Source organism: Prochlorococcus marinus str. MIT 9211, assembly GCF_000018585.1.
GTDB classification, from domain to species: Bacteria; Cyanobacteriota; Cyanobacteriia; order PCC-6307; family Cyanobiaceae; genus Prochlorococcus_D; species Prochlorococcus_D marinus_B.
On sequence record NC_009976.1, the window covers coordinates 169,377 to 186,819 of the forward strand.

Sequence of the window (17,443 nt, forward strand, 5' to 3'; positions counted from 1 at the left end):
AAGCATTATTAGCCGCCAAAGGCTATAGGGAATGCAAGTTTCAGTCCTGCAGTCACAAGCAAATTGACTAAACCAATTGGAAGTAAGAATTTCCAGCCAAGATCTAACAATTGATCAATACGTACTCGAGGAGTAGTCCATCTAAGAAGTATTGCCAAGAAAACCAATAAATATGTCTTTAGTATTGTCATTACTATTCCTATGGAACCTGTAAAAACTTGTATTAAAGGTGCGTCGATATTTTGACCAAGGAATTTAGCTACCCATTCGACAGGGATTGGGAAGCCCCAGCCTCCTAGATAGAGCACTGATACTAGCAATGCTGATAATACGAGATTTATATAACTGCCAAGATAAAAAAGAGCGAATTTCATACCCGCATATTCTGTTTGATATCCGGCTACTAGCTCTTCCTCGGCTTCTGGTAGATCAAAAGGTAATCTTTCACATTCTGCGAGTGCGCATATCCAAAAAATTAAAAATCCGATAGGTTGCCTCCATATATTCCAACTTAGAAAGCCAAAACTATTTTGTTGATTAACTATGTCAATAGTGCTTAGGGAATTACTCATCATTACAACTGCTAATACTGATAGAGCCAGAGGGATCTCATAACTTATTGATTGAGCGGCAGCTCTTAATCCTCCCAATAAAGAGTATTTATTATTTGATGCATATCCGCTCATTAATAAACCAATTGGTTGAATACTACTTAGAGCTATCCATAAAAAAATACCTATCCCAACATTGCTAATCAGCAAGTTTTGCCCAAATGGAATAATCAGCCAAGAAAGTATTACTGGAACTAATACTAATATTGGACCCAATGTAAATAATAAACTATCGGCTTTTGCTGGTATTACATCTTCTTTAACTAGTAGTTTCAGGCCATCTGCCATTGGCTGGAGAATGCCCAATGCTCCCGCATATTCTGGACCAATTCTTTGTTGCGCTGCTGCGGAAATCTTTCTTTCTAGCCAAACCGTTACCAATACTCCTATCAATGCTGCCGTCAATACCAAAAGCATTGGCAGTGGTAACCACAGGATATGAGCAAGTTCTTTGGATAGTCCAAACCCTTGAAGGATGCTGTTGAACCCAACTTCAAGATCCAATTCTGTATTCAATACAGTTCCTAGAACTATTCCAAGGGTAGTGAACATTTCTCGTAGGTACTGAGATTTAATTTAGTCGTATTAATTATTCGACCTTTCGTCTAAAGGGATCCACGTTCGCTTTTCCTCCCCTGTATATATTTGAGTAGGTCTAAATATCCGATTGGCACTTAGTTGTTCGCGCCAATGAGCCAACCATCCTGCAACTCTTGAGATGGCAAAGATAGGGGTAAAAAGATCTTTGGGAATTCCCAATTTTCTGTAAACAAGACCTGAGTAAAAGTCAACGTTTGGAAATATACCTTTGGGACCTAAACGAGTAGTTGCTTCTGCTTCAACTGCTTTGGCCACATCGTACATTTCGTCTTTACCAAATCTCGCAAATAATTCTTCTGCGAATTCTTGCAAAAGAGTGGCTCGGGGGTCTTTTACTTTGTACTCACGATGGCCAAAACCCATTATCTTGCTTTTATTTTTTATCGCATTGTCTAAATATGGTCCTGCTTGGTCAGGAGTTTTGATTTCTTCTAGCATCGCTATCACATCTTCATTAGCGCCTCCATGTAAAGGACCAGCTAGTGTCCCTACTGCTGAAGCTATTACTGCATAGGGATCTGTCAGAGTGCTTGCCGTAACGCGCGCGCTGAAAGTACTGGCATTAAGACTATGTTCAGCATGCAAGATTAAACAGCGGTCTAATACTCTGGCAGCAAGAGGGTCTGGTTCTTGCTCAGTAAGCATATATAAGAAATTAGAAGAGTAAGGCAAATTATCTCTTGGCTGTATTGGGTCTTGACCCTTTCGAATCAATTGAAAAGCTGCAACCATTGTTGGTATTTTTGCGATTAATCTCACTACTGCGTCATATACATATTGAGGATCATCAATAGCGCGTCGTGAATAAAAAAGACCTAATGAAGCGGCACTGGATTGCAATGCATCCATAGGATGTCCAGACTCCGGGAAACATTTCATCATGTCTCGGACTCGAAAACTAAGTCGACGGTGCATTTGGACTTCCTTTTCGAAATTTCTTAATTCATCGGGGTTTGGAAGATTCCCCCAAATCAGTAGATAAGTCGTTTCCAGAAAGCTACTTCTTGCGGCCAGCTCATCAATTGCATACCCTCGATATCTCAGATGCCCTTCGTTCCCATTAATCTGACAAATGGATGATTGGGTGACAGGGACTCCCTCAAGCCCAGGTCTTAAAACCATAGTGTTTCTTTCTTGACTATTTTCTATGGCTGAGCTCCTCCAGAATCTTTATATATAAACATACTTCCAAATATAAACTTTATTCGCGAAGTTCTAGATGGCTTTCTCAGACACTCTGATACTGCTGTCCATATAGCCCTAATTTATTGACTTATAAAAAGCTTATCTCTTGAAATACCAGGGTGTTAAATTTCCCCATCATTTTGTCTATCACCATTATCTTTGCTATCAAAGGCATTCTAAGATTATGTGAGAATACTCTTATGGGAACCGCGATTCCATTATGCAAAAAATATAAATCAACCTAGTAAAAGCTTTGCATGAAAATTAATTGTCTGTTCTATGTCATCTTTTGATGCCCCTATAGAGATGGCTATGCTTTTAATATTTTGCTTGAGTGAGTGACCTATTACTGCCTGGAGAAGCTTCCAAGGTTTCCAGTCGCTAAGTATTTTTTGGGATGAAGTAGGACCTAGAAAAACTTGCTGATCAAAGTAATTTCCGTCATTAGAAATCAAGTTCTGAAATCTTTTATTGTTATTCGTTAATGAATTAACTTGCAGCCTTTGTTCTAAAGCGGCAATATTGTTACCCCACCAATTACTTTCATTCTCTTGAGACAATATTATTTCAACATTATTGATTATATTGTCATATTTACCAGATTTATTTATTGCTAGTTTTGACCAGACATCTATTTTCTTTTCCTTTAAAGCAAGTGAACTTTTAGAGAATCCATTACTTCTTAGAGATTTATCTATTTCTAAATCCTGAGAATTGTCTTTAGTCCCTATAATCCATCCAGCATCCTCATTAATCCAGACTAATGGACCTTTTTCAGAATTAGTTATTCTATTTATAGCAGTAGAATCTAGATCATTGATGTATTGCCTTAATATAGGGCCTAATAACTTTGCTTCTGGGTCTTCACTAGCACTATCTATTAATTTAAAGGGTTCACTTAAGATAGCTATATCTTGAATAGGTCCTCCTGAACCATTGACTAAGCTTATTGCAGATTCTCTTTGACTTTTAATCTCCGTTCCGCTCTCTTTAAATTTAAATAACCCATCTAATAATAATTCAGGACCTTCAGCCTTAATTGACGCTACAAGCCTTTCTAAGGAATTTTTCTGAGTCAGAGATTTTGGTAAATCAAGCAAGGTTTCAAGTGCTTCTTCAGAAGCATTAATGAGACCTATGCCAGTATTCATTTTTTCAATTGATTGAATAAGCTCTTGATCATTTAGTTGACTTAATTGTGGATCTTTTGAAGTATCTATTGCTTTTTTCAGGATTACCTTTTCCGATGAAGCTAAAACCACTTTATCTTCTACAATTGTAGTTGAGATCTCTTTTCTCTTTTTAGGAAATAAAGGGTCGTTATAAGAATAAATCTCAAAATTATTGTAATTTTCTTGCAACACATCTTCCCCATCTAAAACTTTTTTATCCCAAAAACTTTTCATAAATGATGAAGGACCTTCTTTGTCATCACCTTGAATAGCTAATAGCCAGCCAAAATGTTCTTGCTCTCCATTAACTTTAATAATTGATAAACTAAATTTAGGATTAACCCATGACGATAAGTCCCTTTCAAAGTCTAGGCCTGCAAGTGCAAAGAAACCATTTCTTATCTTTACAGTTTCACTTCGTGCTTTATTTCTTTTCTTCTCAGGAACAACAGCCTCGATATATCTAGGGAAACGATTTACATCAAGTTTTAAATGAATTGTTAAAAGTGCTTCTTTAGGAAAAAACTTTGCTGTTGAGGGTAGTGTTATTGGTTCATTTTTTAGGTTTAATGGGCTTTGAGCTGCAGCGCCCCTCCAAATACCAAAAGAGATGATGAGCAATAACCCTATTGTGACACTTAATGCAATTAGGAAGGTGCGTGCCTTCATTGCCAAATAAAGAGATATTTAGATCTTATTTCTTATCTGCATTTAATCTCTTTTAAGTTAGCCAAAATAAAGAAATGACTCAGAACAATCCAAAAGAAATATCTGCTAGAGCACTGGATAGATGGCTGCAAAATGATTCGTCAAAACCACTTTTAGTAGATGTTCGGGAGAAACAAGAACTTTTAATAGCTCCTTTCTCCCATAAAGTCTTAAACATTCCTTTAAGTGAGGCTGTTGAGTGGGCCGATGATTTTTTGGGACAAATATCCGATGATCAATCTATTGTCGTCATTTGTCATTCTGGAATTCGTAGTTGGAATTTTGGGATTTGGTTGATCGAGCAGAAATGTGGCTGTGAGGTTTGGAATCTTTCAGGAGGCATTGATTCCTGGAGCTTGGATGTTGACCCATCGGTACCAAGATATTGATTAGGAATTAGTTTGCAAATTAAATTTCAAAGCCCATTTTTTTTGCAACAGTATTGACATCTTTATCTCCTCGACCAGAGCAATTAATAACTATTTCAGTACCTGGGGCAAGAGAAGGGCAAAGTGTGTCTAGCCATGCAAAAGCATGGGCTGTTTCTAAGGCAGGAATAATTCCTTCTAATTTGCTGACTAGTTCAAGGGCATTTAAAGCTTCTTTATCTGTAACAGCTACATATTCTGCCCGACCTATTTCATTCAGATAGCTATGTTCAGGTCCTACGCCTGGGTAATCAAGCCCAGCACTAATTGAATGGGCTTCTTGAACTTGTCCATCACTGTCTTGAAGAAGAAGGCTCATAGCCCCATGAAGTACTCCTACACTCCCTTGGGTGATTGTTGCAGCATGGCGTTTGGTATTTACCCCATCTCCAGCAGCTTCAACACCAATCATTTTTACTGAAAGATCTTCTATGAATGAATGGAATAATCCCATCGCATTTGAACCTCCTCCGACGCATGCCAGTAGTACATCAGGTGATCGGCCAAAAGCCTCTTTGCATTGTTGTTTAGTCTCTTCTCCAATGACTGAATGAAAATCTCTAACCAACATTGGATAAGGATGTGGGCCTGCTACTGATCCAAGGATGTAATGAGTTGATTCGACATTAGTAACCCAATCGCGAATTGCCTCACTTGTTGCATCTTTTAAAGTGGCTGTACCAGCTGTGACCGATTGAACTTTTGCTCCTAGTAGTTTCATTCTAAATACATTTAGAGCTTGTCTTTCCATATCTTCTTGACCCATATATATGACGCATTCCAGTCCAAATCGTGCACATACCGTTGCTGTTGCAACTCCATGCTGGCCAGCACCTGTCTCTGCAATGATTCTTTTTTTGCCCATTCTTATTGCTAGAAGAGCTTGTCCTAGAGCATTATTGATTTTGTGAGCCCCGGTGTGATTGAGATCTTCTCGCTTTAGCCAAATTCTTGGCCCTCCTTCTCTGCTCATGTAGTGCTGGCTTAATCTCTTTGCTTCATATAAAGGGGTTGCTCGACCGACGTAGGTTTTTAATAAATGAGATAGTTCATTTGTGAATGAAGAATCTTGCCATGCTTCGGCAGCTTTTTTCTCTAGTTCAGCAAGAGCTGGCATAAGAGTTTCAGGCACATATTGACCTCCAAATCGACCAAATCGTCCATGGACCGATGGTCGGGAACTGTTTGCGAGTTCCATATCCTTTGGTTGCGAGGGTAGCGTGCTTGTCACCTTAAAAGGACCGAAGATAGATTAAAAGATTAGGAATTAGCCAAATGCCTAAAGGAAGCTGGCGTGAATTTGAGGATACTGCAGTAAAACAGACACTTCAAAGCTCATTTCAAATTGAATCTAAATCCCAACTTCCCGTTCGTGTGCAAAAGACAAGAGTGGGTAAGGGTGGCAAGACCGTAACTGTCATTAGTGGACTTACGACTCGGGATAATGATCAAGCCAAAAAACTTTTAAAACTTTTGAAATCTCGTTGTGGAACTGGCGGAACTATCAAAGGAGACTTGTTCGAATTACAAGGTGATCAGGTTTCAGTTGTTTTAGAACTTTTAAAAGAAGAGGGTTACCACCCAAAAAAATCTGGAAGTTAAATTTCATACTTTTTGGTCCATCGAAAGGGAGAATGGATGATCAAATTTACAAATCTCATGAATAAAGCTTCTGCAGGAGGAGCAACCTCAAGATCTAAAAATATTGTTTGGCATGAAGCCTCGGTAACCCGTGCCGACATTTCCCGACAAAGATCTCATAAAAGTGTAATTCTTTGGTTTACAGGCTTGTCAGGTTCTGGGAAAAGTACTTTGGCAAATGCAGTCAATGCTGCTTTGTTTAAAAAAGGATTTTCCACATATGTTTTAGATGGTGACAATGTTAGGCATGGACTATGTAAAGATTTGGGCTTTTCTGATGTAGATAGAGAGGAGAATATTAGACGTATCAGTGAAGTTGCGAAATTATTTCTTGATGCAGGAATTATTGTTTTAACGGCATTTGTCTCTCCATTCCGATCTGATAGAAATGCCGCGAGGCAACTTGTCGACAAAGGAGATTTTATTGAAGTTTTTTGTTCAGCTGATTTAAAAACTTGCGAAGAGCGAGATACAAAAGGACTTTATGCAAAGGCTCGTAAAGGCGAAATCAAAGATTTTACAGGGATTTCAAGTCCCTATGAGGAGCCTGATTCTCCTGAATTAAACATAGAAACTGGTTCTAGGGATTTAGATAAATGTGTTCAAGATGTTCTTTGCAAGTTAAGTGAACTAAATATCATTGAGGAATAATGCAAAATCTTGAAAAAGCATAATTACATTTTTGATAAATAATCATTGGCCCCCATTTCATTAAGTTTTTGATCTTTATTAATGACTTGGTCATGCATTTTTTTTCTATAACTTACGAGCTGAATTTGAAGATTCTGATCAGATAGAGCTAAAATTTGAGCTGCTAGTAAGCCTGCATTTAACCCCCCTCCTATGGCCACAGTTGCCACGGGAATTCCTCCAGGCATTTGCACAATTGAGTGTAGGGAATCAACTCCAGAAAGAGATTTTGTTTTTACAGGTACTCCAATTACTGGAAGAGTAGTTAGTGATGCAATCATCCCTGGTAGGTGGGCTGCTCCACCTGCTCCAGCAATAATGACTTTAAGACATTTTGCTTCGGCTTCTTGGGCGAAGCAAATCATTTCTCTAGGTGTTCTATGAGCCGAGAGCACGCGTACTTCTACTTTGATTTGGAAATCTTCTAAAGCTTCGATGGCTGGCTTTAGAGTAGGTAAATCAGAGTCACTGCCCATTACAACAGCTACAACTGGTGTTTGTTCAGCATCTGCTGAAGGCAAGTTTCTAGAAGCAGGGATCATTATTAATAATGACGCGACTTCATTAATTGCGCACTAGCTTTTATAGAGGAGTGAAATTTTATGCATTGGATTAATAATATTCGTTTACCAACTCCTTTCACGGCTAATGCAGATTGCTGTTGGTCTGTTTTATTAGATTCAAGGGATATTGTTCGATCAATTGAGCCAAGCTCTAGCTCAATTGATAAGGAGGAGAATTGGCATGGAGATTGGTTGAGTCCAATGGGTCTCGATCTTCAAATCAATGGGGGGCTAGGGGTTTCGTTTAATGCTCTTGATCGCGAGGATTTGCCAAATATTAATAAGTTACTTGATCGCCTATGGATGGAAGGTGTTGATGAGATATGTCCGACAATAGTGACATGCAGTCTTTCTTCATTAAGGAAGTCCTTGGGAGTATTACACCAGGCCCGTAAAAGAGTCTCAGATAAGTCATGCAGGCTCATTGGTGCTCATCTAGAAGGCCCTTTCTTATCAAGGGATTATGTTGGAGCTCATGACTCGGATTTCCTCATCAATCCTACGCTTTCTTCTTTACATGAGCGAATTCAAGAGTTTGAGACTGAAATAGCGATTGTTACGCTTGCTCCAGAACTTTTGGGGTCTTTCGAAGTTGTTCAAAAATTAATAGATCTTGGGGTTGTGGTTTCTTTAGGCCACTCGGGGGCTGATGCTGAATTGAGTTCATTAGCATTTGACCATGGGGTCAGCATGATTACTCATGCTTTTAATGCTATGCCGGGTATTCATCATAGATCTCCCGGACCTTTAGGTGAAGCCATCGCAAATGGTGATATTTCAATTGGTTTAATCGCCGATGGTATACATGTTCACCCAAAGGTCTTAAAAATATTGCAGAAACTTGCTCCAGAAAAGATTGTTTTAGTTAGCGATGCTCTAAGTCCATATGGTCTTGCTCAAGAAAAATTTCAATGGAATGATCGATCATTAATAGTAAAAAACAATTTTTGCTCGCTTGAGGATGGCACTTTAGTAGGAACGACTTTGTCATTATTGGCTGCTTGTAAGCGTTTTGCTAAGTGGACAAATCAGAATTCCGCTGCCATTTGGTCTGCAACGGTTGCTCCGCGCATTGCTTTGAATAAAGGAGATACTGTTCAAGATTTTCTTGTTGGAAAATCATTAAATCAATTGTTGAGATGGAACCTAGATATTGAGTCTGAAGAGTTAACTTGGAATCATGCTAAGTAGTATCTTCATCGTTAAAGCTTAATTTCGATGACAAGTGAAAGCCAGAATCAGCTTAAGCAGGCCGAAAAAGCAGATGTTGTTAAATACTTCAATGGCACTGGCTTCGAAAGGTGGAATCGGATATATAGCAATAGTGATGATGTAAATAAGGTTCAACGGAATATTCGCATAGGCCATCAAAAAACGGTTGATGATGTTTTGCTTTGGATTAAGGAATCTGGTCGTGTGAGTGAAATGAGTTTTTGTGATGCAGGTTGTGGTGTTGGAAGTCTTTCTTTGCCATTAGCTTCATTAGGTGCAGCTTCAGTGGCTGCAAGTGATATTTCTCAAGCAATGGTTGAGGAGACTCGTCGTCGAGCTGAATTAGCAGGATTGGATCTTGACCGTATGACTTTTAATACTTCAGACCTTGAAAGTTTACGAGGCTCTTTTCATACAGTTGTTTGTCTCGATGTTTTTATTCATTATCAACAAAAAGCTGCAGAAGAAATGGTTGAGCATCTTTGTAGCTTGAGTAGAGAAAAGTTGATTGTGAGTTTTGCTCCTTACACACCATTTCTGGCATTATTAAAAACCATTGGACAATTTTTCCCTGGACCAAGCAAGACAACACGGGCTTATATTCTTCGAGAATCTGGAATTGTAGATGCTGCAAAACGGAAGGGATTTAATGTTTTTCGTCGTAAACTTAATCAAGCACCTTTTTATTTTTCACAATTAATTGAATTCAGAAAGAATTAAGTCAAATACTTAGGTTTTCTCAAATCTAAAAATAGATTAAAACAAATTTCTTCTAGTCTTGTTTAGGTCACTAGATTATTTTCCAGTGCATATCTTACTAGTTCTGTTCTACTAGAGGTTCCAGTTTTGATAAATAACCTACTCACATATTTTTCTACATTTCGAATAGAAGTTTCTAGTTTTCTAGCAATTTCTTTGTTCATCAAACCTTCTGCAACTAATTGAAGAACACTTTCTTCCCTGGGGGTAAAGTTTGGGATTATCAAATCTTTTTTGGAGTTGTTTTTATCGCCTTGCGTAAGCATTGAACGAATTTCAGTTATTTGCTTGGCCATTTGACTTACATCCGTATCGGCAAAACGTGCGGCTTCTGTTAAAAGTCTCTCTTGACGCTTAACGACATTTCTTACTCTTGCAATCAATTCATCTGGGTCAAATGGCTTAGGGATGTAATCATCCACTCCAGCTTGATAGCCTTGAGTACGATCAATAGTCATTCCTTTGGCGGTTAAGAAAATTACTGGGGTACCTCCTAGCCTTTCGTCTTCACGCAGTCTTTTGAGTAGACCATATCCATCACAGCGAGGCATCATTACGTCACTAATCACTACGTCCGGGACAATTTGTTGAGCTTTTTGCCATCCTTCTTCACCATCGATTGCAGTTGTAACCGCAAAACCTTCATCTTCCAGGTACGCCTGGACAGCAGTTCTGATACCAGGTTCATCATCCACTAATAAAATTCGAGGAAGTTTAAGAATTTCTAAATCAGGGGTTTTGGATTCAGTCATATAATTCAAGAATTAAGACTTGTAGAGAATCTAGAAGCAATATCACTCAGGATATTGAGGTTGTAGTGATTTTCATGACTGGGGTGATGCCGGAAAAACCACTGGATTTTGACTATCAATCGACAACACCTTGTTCGCAAATGGTTTTGGATGCCATGAGTCCATATTGGCAAGACCTATGGGGCAATCCATCCAATCGGCAAAATCGTTCTGGTTTGTATGCTTCGGCTGCAATAAGCAATGCACGAGAAAAATTAGCTTCTCTTATAGGGATTAAGCCAGAAAAGTTGATTTTTACAAGTGGAGCTACAGAAGCTAATAATTTAGCTTTGCTTGGTTATGCTCGCGCGAAAGCGATTGAAGTTGGAAAGCCTGGACACTTAATAACACTTTCGACTGAGCATTATGCGGTTCTTGATCCTCTTAAACAGCTCCAAAGAGAGGGATTCAGAGTTACAAAATTATCGCCTAACTTGGATGGAATAATTTCATTAGATAGATTAGAGAATGCATTTGAAGATGATACTTTTATGGTAAGCATAATGTTTGCCAATAATGAAATTGGTGTTATCCAACCTATTGAAAAAATTTCCTCAATGTGTAAGAAAAGAGGAATCATTATGCATAGTGATATTGCTCAGGGATTTGGATATATACCTATAGATTTTAATAGCTTAGGGATTGATTTTTTAAGTATTAGTGGTCATAAGATTTATGGGCCAAAAGGCATAGGTGCATTAATTATTAATGAAGATCTACCTATTCAACCTTTGCAATGGGGAGGCGGTCAACAGAATGGTATTCGTCCAGGGACTATGCCTGTACCATTGATTATTGGCTTAGCCAAAGCTGCTGAAATTGCAATAAGTCAATTAGATGAACAGTTCTTTAGATCCCAAGATCTTCGTAATCAACTTTGGGATGGTTTGCAAAAAAGCAACCAGGGTTTGAAGATTAATGGATCAATGATTGCTCGTCTTCCTCACAATCTTAACTTTACTGTTTTAAATGTCAGCGGTGGTCGCTTACATAAACTTTTAAAGCCTTTTATATCCTGTAGTAGTGGATCTGCCTGTAGTAATGGTTCCCCTTCACATGTTTTGCAATCGATAGGATTGTCTCTTAAAGAGGCAGAAGCCTCTTTAAGATTAAGTTTAGGCAGAGACACGAATATTGAAGATATTAAAGAAGCAATATATTGTATTTCGCAAGTTATCAGCCAATTAAGAGAAGGGTCTACTTGTTAGCATTTACTTAATAGCTTCTATTCTTCGAGCAACTCGCATTTTCGCACTTCTACTTCTGGGATTAATTGAGATTTCATTTGTGGTGGCTATTAATGGTTTTCGGGTAATTCTTTCTAAGCGTGTGTCTGTCAAAAAAGATTTTTTAACCAGTCTATCTTCTAGAGAATGGAAACTAATAACAGCAAATAAACCATCATCTAAAAGCCATTCTGGAGCCTTTTTTAGCAACACACTTAATACATCTAATTCATGATTAATAGCAATTCGCAATGCTTGAAAAGTTTTAGTGGCTGGATGAACTCTACGATTACGTAATTTAGGGGGGTAACATCCTGCAATTGCGTATGCCAAGGCAATTGTTCCTGAATAAGGACCTTGTTTAGCTAAATCATGTTTTATTCTTTTTGCGATTCGTCTAGAAAACCTTTCTTCTCCATATTTAAAGATTAGGTTTGCTAATTCATTCTCACTTAGCCTGTCGATTAACTCTGCAGCATTGGTTCCATCTATTTGGTTCATTCTCATATCTAATGGACCATTCAACCTAAAACTAAAGCCTCTTGACCCTTCATCTAATTGGGGGCTGCTGACTCCCAGATCTGCAAAAACCATAGCCACTTTTTTGGAAGGAGTGAAATTTGAGAAATTGGTAGTTTCAATTTTTGCTCTGTCTCCAAATATTTTCAGATGCTCTGAGGCAGCAGCTACAGCTTTTGGATCTTGATCAAGACCAATAACGCTAATACCTGGAAATGTTTCTAGAACTAAAGAAGAATGGCCGCCCCCGCCAATTGTTGCATCAATTATTAAGCAATTTTTTATGAGATCTTCAGGTAGTTTTTTGATGATTTCAATGAGCTCATTTGCCAGAACAGGTGTGTGGTTGAACGTAGAAGTGGCAACGTTAACTTTATCTTTCATGAGACCTTCCTAATATTGAGGTATTACTTTTTGAGAGCAGGCCCCATGTCGCAACTTGAAACGCGAACGGAGCCAATGGTGGTCAATTTTGGTCCCCATCATCCTTCAATGCATGGTGTGTTGCGTTTAGTTGTCACACTAGATGGTGAGGATGTCGTGGATTGTGAGCCAGTTATTGGATACCTTCATCGAGGGATGGAGAAAATTGCTGAAAACAGAACAAATGTAATGTTTGTTCCCTATGTCAGTCGTATGGATTATGCGGCTGGCATGTTTTATGAAGCAATTGTTGTTAATGCTCCTGAGCGCCTAGCAAAGATCTCTGTACCAAAGCGAGCTAGTTATATAAGAGTCTTAATGCTAGAACTCAATCGCATTGCTAATCATCTGCTTTGGTTAGGACCTTTTTTGGCTGATGTAGGAGCCCAGACACCTTTTTTCTATATTTTTAGAGAGCGCGAAATGATTTATGACTTGTGGGAAGCTGCAACAGGACAAAGATTGATTAACAACAATTATTTTCGTATAGGCGGAGTTGCATGTGATTTACCATCGGGCTGGCTTGAAAAATGTACGGATTTTTGTAAATGGTTTGGACCCAAGATTGATGAATATGAAAAATTGATCACTAATAATCCAATTTTTCGTAGACGAATTGAAGGCTTAGGTGCTATCTCACGTGAAGAAGCTATTAATTGGAGTCTTTCTGGACCAATGCTACGTGCTTCAGGAGTGTCATGGGATTTACGTAAAGTGGATCATTATGAGTGCTATGACGATTTCGACTGGTCTATATCCACTGCAACTGAAGGAGATTGCTTTGCTAGATACCGAGTTCGCATAGAGGAAATGAGACAATCTCTCAAAATTTTGTTACAAGCCTGTGAGATGATTCCTGGTGGTCCTACTGAAAACCTTGAAGCATCTCGAATGTTAGAAGGAAAAGGAAGTAAATTTGCAGGCTTTGACTATCAATATGTAGCCAAGAAAGTAGCTCCAACTTTTAAAATTCCAGATGGCGAGCTATATACGAGATTAGAATCTGGTAAAGGTGAGATTGGTGTTTTTATTCAAGGCAACAATGATGTAACACCTTGGAGATTTAAAATACGAGCTGCAGATTTAAATAATCTCCAGATTCTTCCTCATATTCTTAAAGGTGCCAAAGTTGCTGACATAATGGCGATTCTTGGCTCAATAGACGTCATTATGGGTTCAGTGGACCGTTAATTTGTTGAACTCCTTGCTTCCTGCAGATTGGCTTTATTTGGAACGCATTGTTCGTTTTGGTGAGACAGATTCAGCAGGTGTAATACATTTTTATCAACTTCTTCGATGGTGTCATGAATCTTGGGAGGAAAGTCTAGAGAGATATGGTTTAAAAGCCGCTGATGTCTTTCCAAATATCTTAAATAAAGAGAAACAACCATTGGTTGCGTTACCAATTATTCATTGTGAAGCAGACTTTTGGAAACCTCTACAAACAGGAGATCATATCTCTATTGAATTACTTCCTAAAAAAATTTCAGCAGGTAGTTTTCAAGTAACATTTAAATTTAAACGGGGTGACAATTATGTTGCCCAGGCTTTAATTCAACACCAAGCAATTAACTCTCAAACAAGATCTTGCTGCGAGTTATCAACGAAAATCAATTCTTGGCTAGCAGAGTCGCTTTGCATTGATTAAATGAAAACTGTATTACTGTGATGTCTTAAATTATAACTAAATACCTGTTTCTCTCCCTTTGAGCCACGTTTGCCATTTTGCGAACTCCCACTTCCCACATTCATTCATTTGAAGTTCGGGGCATTGGTACCAAGCAACTGGTCGCTCAGCTGGAACCCATTTTTTTACAAGGGTTTCAAGCTGAGACTTTGCCTCTAATGATTGATTCCTATTCATTGCATGCTTGAAACGGATTAAAGCAACTAACCTTTGCCCCCAATCCTTGCTCTGAATTGGTATAAACAATACTTCTTGGATAGGTATTTCCTCCTGACGTGCCAACTTTAGTAATTGGGATTGTAGGTATTCAGGGTAAACAGTCTCTCCTCCTGAAATGATTGCCGTGTCGACTCTTCCTATGATTTTTAGATGAACTATACCTTGATGGCTATTTAATTCAGCAATATCTGCAGAATCCCACCAACCATCATCATTCACAATGAGTGGCTTAAGTTTTCCACTCTGCCAAGATGCTATAGCTAACCTTGTCGTACGGACTTGCAGTCTATTGTTTGAGCCAAGTCGTAATTCGATATCTTTTAAAGGGGTGCCAGAATTGATTTCGCCAGCAAGAAAATCTTCAGGACTTTGTGCTGTAATCATGGCAGTTGTTTCTGTAGATCCATAGCTAGGAGATAGGCGAATACCCAAATCTCTTGCTTTTGTAAGTAGAGCTTCTGGTATAGGAGATCCGCCTATCCAGATAACAGCGAAGGATCGCAGCCAACTTTTTCCTGCTTGATCCTCTAGTAAACGCTTGAGTTGAGTGGGAACTAAAGATGTAATACGTGGTCCTTGGTTCCCTTTCATGAAATCGCTGGAGACTCGGTTAAGTTCCTTGGGATTGTGTATTAATGCAGGCTTGATGAAAATATGCCTGGAGGACCAACATCGACTACGCCACCAAGGCATTAATCCACTGACATGATGTATTGGCAATGCATTGAAAATATTGCATTCTCTTGGCTCTAGCCCTTGATCCTTTAGCCATTGACCAGTTGCTATAGCTGATTTATTAAGATGACTATAAGGAAGTAGACATTGTTGGGATTTGTTTGTACTACCGCCACTGAAGATGAGCACCCCTGGACCTTTTGGGAGTGAGTTTTTGTGGATTAAACTTGCAACTCTATCTATAGGTTTTAATTGTACCCATGCACCATTGTCGATTGCAGCATCAATCATTGTTATATATTTTTCTGCTTCTTCCGGTTTGCAAGTAAGAGTTATGAGCTGTGTCATGCGGCGTCCCATACTGACTCTGGATTAGCGCTAAACATTGCACTGTCTGGACACCATCCAGGTGCCAGACCAGGAGCTGTAGGCGTTGGCCCTTTTTGTTGTAATGCTGCCAGATGATGAATCCAACGACGTCCTATACCAGTTTCGAACGAGGTGCTTATAACTCTATAGCCGACATTGTTAGTTAACTCTTTTAATAAGACTCTTGGGTCCCCTTCAAGCAATGGCTTCCGAATTTGCCAACTTTGCCAAGTTTCTTTCAATACAGGATTGAGTAGAAGAGATTCATCAAGTGCTACTGGAATTTTAGTAGATAATTCCTCAAGGCCTGAAATATCATTAGCAGGAAGTGGTTGTTCAATCCACTCAAGTTTTGGTTCAGTGGATAAATGATTTGCCCAATCCATTGCTTGTTTGCGATCCCAGCCACCATTCGCATCGAGTCTGAGATGGGCATTTTGCGGTAGTCGCCTTAAAATTTCTCCTAGCAATTTTTTTTCAACTTCCATAGGTGAATTTCCAACTTTCCACTTGATAGTTAGGTTCTCATTCTTTATCTGTGAGTCTTTTAATATTGATTCAAGAAATAGGACAGGAGATTTATCTGTAGGTAAGAGAAGTGCTGATTGAGAGGTTTTCAACCAATCTTGGCTTGATTTATGTCCCACAAGAGAATCTAATTCTGCAAGTGCTGCGCCTATACCAAAGCTTAATGACCCTGGCCAAGTTGCTAAATTTCTTTCTAGTTTTTCCCTAGAGGGAGTGCTCCCAAGACTCTTAAGTATTGCTGCGCACAAGTTTAATTCTGCGTTTTTCATAGGTGCTACTTCTCCCCAGCCAGATTCTTTGTCTTCATTCTGTAGATGTATAAGAAAACCTTTTTTGTCACGGAGAATCCCCTGAGAAGTTCTGAGAGGCATCAATAGTTGGAAAGCAAAAGGCTTAATTTGTAGGAATAGGGACATATTTTCTAAAAATGATGCAAAAAGTCCATTCCTATAACAGGTGCAAGTGCAAAACCTGCACTTAGGCCTAAGCCATTGAGAGTTTGAAACCGTAATGCTAAAAACTTGCTTTCACTAGTCAGACGCGGATTGTTGTGGTGTCTTTTAAGCAGACGTATTAGAGCAATTGCTGGAGGGATTCCAATTGCGCCTAAAAGAGCTGATTTTGGCCAGTAACCAAACAAGATTGGTAAAAGTTCTAATGCAAAACTGATAGATACAAACCATGGGACAAGCAAGGCAGCACGTTTTGTGCCAAGTCGAACTAGCAAGGTTTGCTTTCCATGGGCTGCATCTTCATTTACTTGATGAAATTGCGCGCAAAAAAGGACTAAGGTTGTTGCAAGAGCAGGGCCTGCACCAAGCATGGTTGCTGTTGTCCATGGAATTGTGGTTTCATCTATAGCCCTAGGAGAGAGGACTAATAATGCTGCCGCTGTTGCTAGCGGGCCAAAAGCTAGCCAGCATAAAGGCTCTCCTAGTCCTTGATATCCCAATCTAAATGGGGGACCTTGATATAAATAGCCCAGGACACAGCTTCCCACAACTAAGAAAAAGACTGCAGAACTACTTTTTAAAGCAAGCATTAGCATTACTAGCATGCCTAGTAGAAGCATCAGGTAAGCCAAATATCGAACTAATTGTTTTTTCCCAGTCAGGGTAACTACAGAGTGAAACTTGAATTCATCAACACCGGTTTCTGCATCAAAAAGATCATTAGTCAGATTTTCCCAAATCAAAAGTAGTATTGATGCCACTAGAAAACCAATTAATTGGTCAATACGAATAATTTCACCAGTACCTTGCTTCCAGCCACCGGCCAAAAGTACTGGCATGACAGCTACTGAATATAAAGGCCATTTAATTGCTTTTTCCCAAAGTCTGTTTGTATTGACTTTGGAGGCGTGAAGTGATGCAACAGCATTTTTGTCTTGCATGGGTTTTTGAATGCCTCCCTTTAATCTGAATTATGGTTTATACA

The 17,443-nt window shown here is 39.0% G+C and carries 18 protein-coding genes; 8 read left to right on the forward strand and 10 right to left on the reverse strand.

The window, feature by feature from the left end:
* Window positions 1–8 precede the first annotated feature (8 nt).
* The 3 genes from nuoH to P9211_RS00875 all read right to left on the reverse strand — a co-directional run bounded on the left by nuoH (window position 9) and on the right by P9211_RS00875 (window position 4,237).
* Window positions 9–1,127 (reverse strand): NADH-quinone oxidoreductase subunit NuoH, encoded by a 1,119-nt coding sequence (gene nuoH, locus P9211_RS00865; RefSeq protein WP_193328935.1) that lies wholly within the window; start codon window positions 1,125–1,127, stop codon window positions 9–11.
* A gap of 69 nt (window positions 1,128–1,196) precedes the next feature.
* A complete protein-coding gene (locus P9211_RS00870) occupies window positions 1,197–2,333 on the reverse strand; it encodes a citrate synthase (RefSeq protein WP_012194734.1) in 1,137 nt (378 codons plus the stop codon).
* Window positions 2,334–2,632: 299 nt separating this feature from the next.
* Window positions 2,633–4,237, reverse strand: a complete 1,605-nt coding sequence (locus P9211_RS00875; RefSeq protein WP_012194735.1) for a DUF3352 domain-containing protein — start codon at window positions 4,235–4,237, stop codon at window positions 2,633–2,635.
* Between the two features lie 74 nt (window positions 4,238–4,311).
* Here P9211_RS00875 and P9211_RS00880 point away from each other — a divergent pair, with 74 nt between their 5' ends.
* A complete protein-coding gene (locus tag P9211_RS00880) occupies window positions 4,312–4,665 on the forward strand; it encodes a rhodanese-like domain-containing protein (protein WP_012194736.1) in 354 nt (117 codons plus the stop codon).
* A 19-nt stretch (window positions 4,666–4,684) separates the two neighbouring features.
* Here the strand turns inward: P9211_RS00880 and trpB are convergent, their stop codons facing one another.
* Window positions 4,685–5,935, reverse strand: coding sequence for a tryptophan synthase subunit beta (gene trpB / locus P9211_RS00885; RefSeq protein ID WP_012194737.1), 1,251 nt, complete (start codon window positions 5,933–5,935; stop codon window positions 4,685–4,687).
* A 44-nt stretch (window positions 5,936–5,979) separates the two neighbouring features.
* Between trpB and P9211_RS00890 the strand changes: the two genes are divergently transcribed.
* Window positions 5,980–6,306, forward strand: a complete 327-nt coding sequence (locus P9211_RS00890) for a translation initiation factor (RefSeq protein ID WP_012194738.1) — start codon at window positions 5,980–5,982, stop codon at window positions 6,304–6,306.
* Between the two features lie 57 nt (window positions 6,307–6,363).
* Window positions 6,364–6,996, forward strand: coding sequence for an adenylyl-sulfate kinase (gene cysC / locus P9211_RS00895; RefSeq protein WP_041391329.1), 633 nt, complete (start codon window positions 6,364–6,366; stop codon window positions 6,994–6,996).
* 23 nt (window positions 6,997–7,019) lie between these two features.
* Here cysC and purE read toward each other — a convergent pair whose 3' ends face one another.
* Entirely contained in the window at window positions 7,020–7,577 is a 558-nt protein-coding gene (gene purE / locus P9211_RS00900; RefSeq protein ID WP_012194740.1) for a 5-(carboxyamino)imidazole ribonucleotide mutase, read from the reverse strand.
* 60 nt (window positions 7,578–7,637) lie between these two features.
* Between purE and P9211_RS00905 the strand changes: the two genes are divergently transcribed.
* Window positions 7,638–8,789 carry an N-acetylglucosamine-6-phosphate deacetylase gene (locus P9211_RS00905; RefSeq protein ID WP_012194741.1) on the forward strand — a complete coding sequence of 384 codons (1,152 nt, stop codon included), beginning with the start codon at window positions 7,638–7,640 and terminating at the stop codon, window positions 8,787–8,789.
* Window positions 8,790–8,816: 27 nt separating this feature from the next.
* A complete protein-coding gene (gene bchM, locus P9211_RS00910; protein ID WP_012194742.1) occupies window positions 8,817–9,530 on the forward strand; it encodes a magnesium protoporphyrin IX methyltransferase in 714 nt (237 codons plus the stop codon).
* Window positions 9,531–9,592: 62 nt separating this feature from the next.
* On the opposite strand, the gene P9211_RS00915 is transcribed toward bchM, so the two are convergent.
* Entirely contained in the window at window positions 9,593–10,321 is a 729-nt protein-coding gene (locus tag P9211_RS00915; protein WP_012194743.1) for a response regulator transcription factor, read from the reverse strand.
* Window positions 10,322–10,395: 74 nt separating this feature from the next.
* Between P9211_RS00915 and P9211_RS00920 the strand changes: the two genes are divergently transcribed.
* Window positions 10,396–11,568: a cysteine desulfurase family protein gene (locus P9211_RS00920; RefSeq protein WP_012194744.1), complete on the forward strand. Its 1,173-nt coding sequence runs from the start codon at window positions 10,396–10,398 to the stop codon at window positions 11,566–11,568.
* 3 nt (window positions 11,569–11,571) lie between these two features.
* Here P9211_RS00920 and rsmH read toward each other — a convergent pair whose 3' ends face one another.
* The gene (rsmH, locus tag P9211_RS00925) at window positions 11,572–12,489 is read right to left on the reverse strand and encodes a 16S rRNA (cytosine(1402)-N(4))-methyltransferase RsmH (protein WP_012194745.1); all 918 of its coding nucleotides are present in this window, start codon (window positions 12,487–12,489) and stop codon (window positions 11,572–11,574) included.
* A 45-nt stretch (window positions 12,490–12,534) separates the two neighbouring features.
* On the opposite strand from rsmH, the gene P9211_RS00930 reads away from it, so the two are divergent.
* Window positions 12,535–13,719 (forward strand): NAD(P)H-quinone oxidoreductase subunit H, encoded by a 1,185-nt coding sequence (locus P9211_RS00930; RefSeq protein WP_012194746.1) that lies wholly within the window; start codon window positions 12,535–12,537, stop codon window positions 13,717–13,719.
* Between the two features lie 13 nt (window positions 13,720–13,732).
* Complete coding sequence (locus P9211_RS00935) at window positions 13,733–14,176, forward strand: acyl-CoA thioesterase (RefSeq protein ID WP_041391335.1); 444 nt, start codon at window positions 13,733–13,735, stop codon at window positions 14,174–14,176.
* 36 nt (window positions 14,177–14,212) lie between these two features.
* Here P9211_RS00935 and P9211_RS00940 read toward each other — a convergent pair whose 3' ends face one another.
* Genes P9211_RS00940 through menA form a run of 3 tightly spaced genes read right to left on the reverse strand, consistent with a single transcriptional unit; the run spans window position 14,213 to window position 17,399 of the window.
* Window positions 14,213–15,457, reverse strand: a complete 1,245-nt coding sequence (locus P9211_RS00940) for an AMP-binding protein (RefSeq protein ID WP_012194748.1) — start codon at window positions 15,455–15,457, stop codon at window positions 14,213–14,215.
* A complete protein-coding gene (locus tag P9211_RS00945) occupies window positions 15,454–16,422 on the reverse strand; it encodes an o-succinylbenzoate synthase (RefSeq protein WP_012194749.1) in 969 nt (322 codons plus the stop codon). Before P9211_RS00945 ends, P9211_RS00940 begins: the two co-directional genes overlap by 4 nt.
* Window positions 16,423–16,427: 5 nt before the next feature.
* The gene (gene menA, locus P9211_RS00950) at window positions 16,428–17,399 is read right to left on the reverse strand and encodes a 2-carboxy-1,4-naphthoquinone phytyltransferase (protein ID WP_012194750.1); all 972 of its coding nucleotides are present in this window, start codon (window positions 17,397–17,399) and stop codon (window positions 16,428–16,430) included.
* Between the last annotated feature and the right edge of the window lie 44 nt (window positions 17,400–17,443).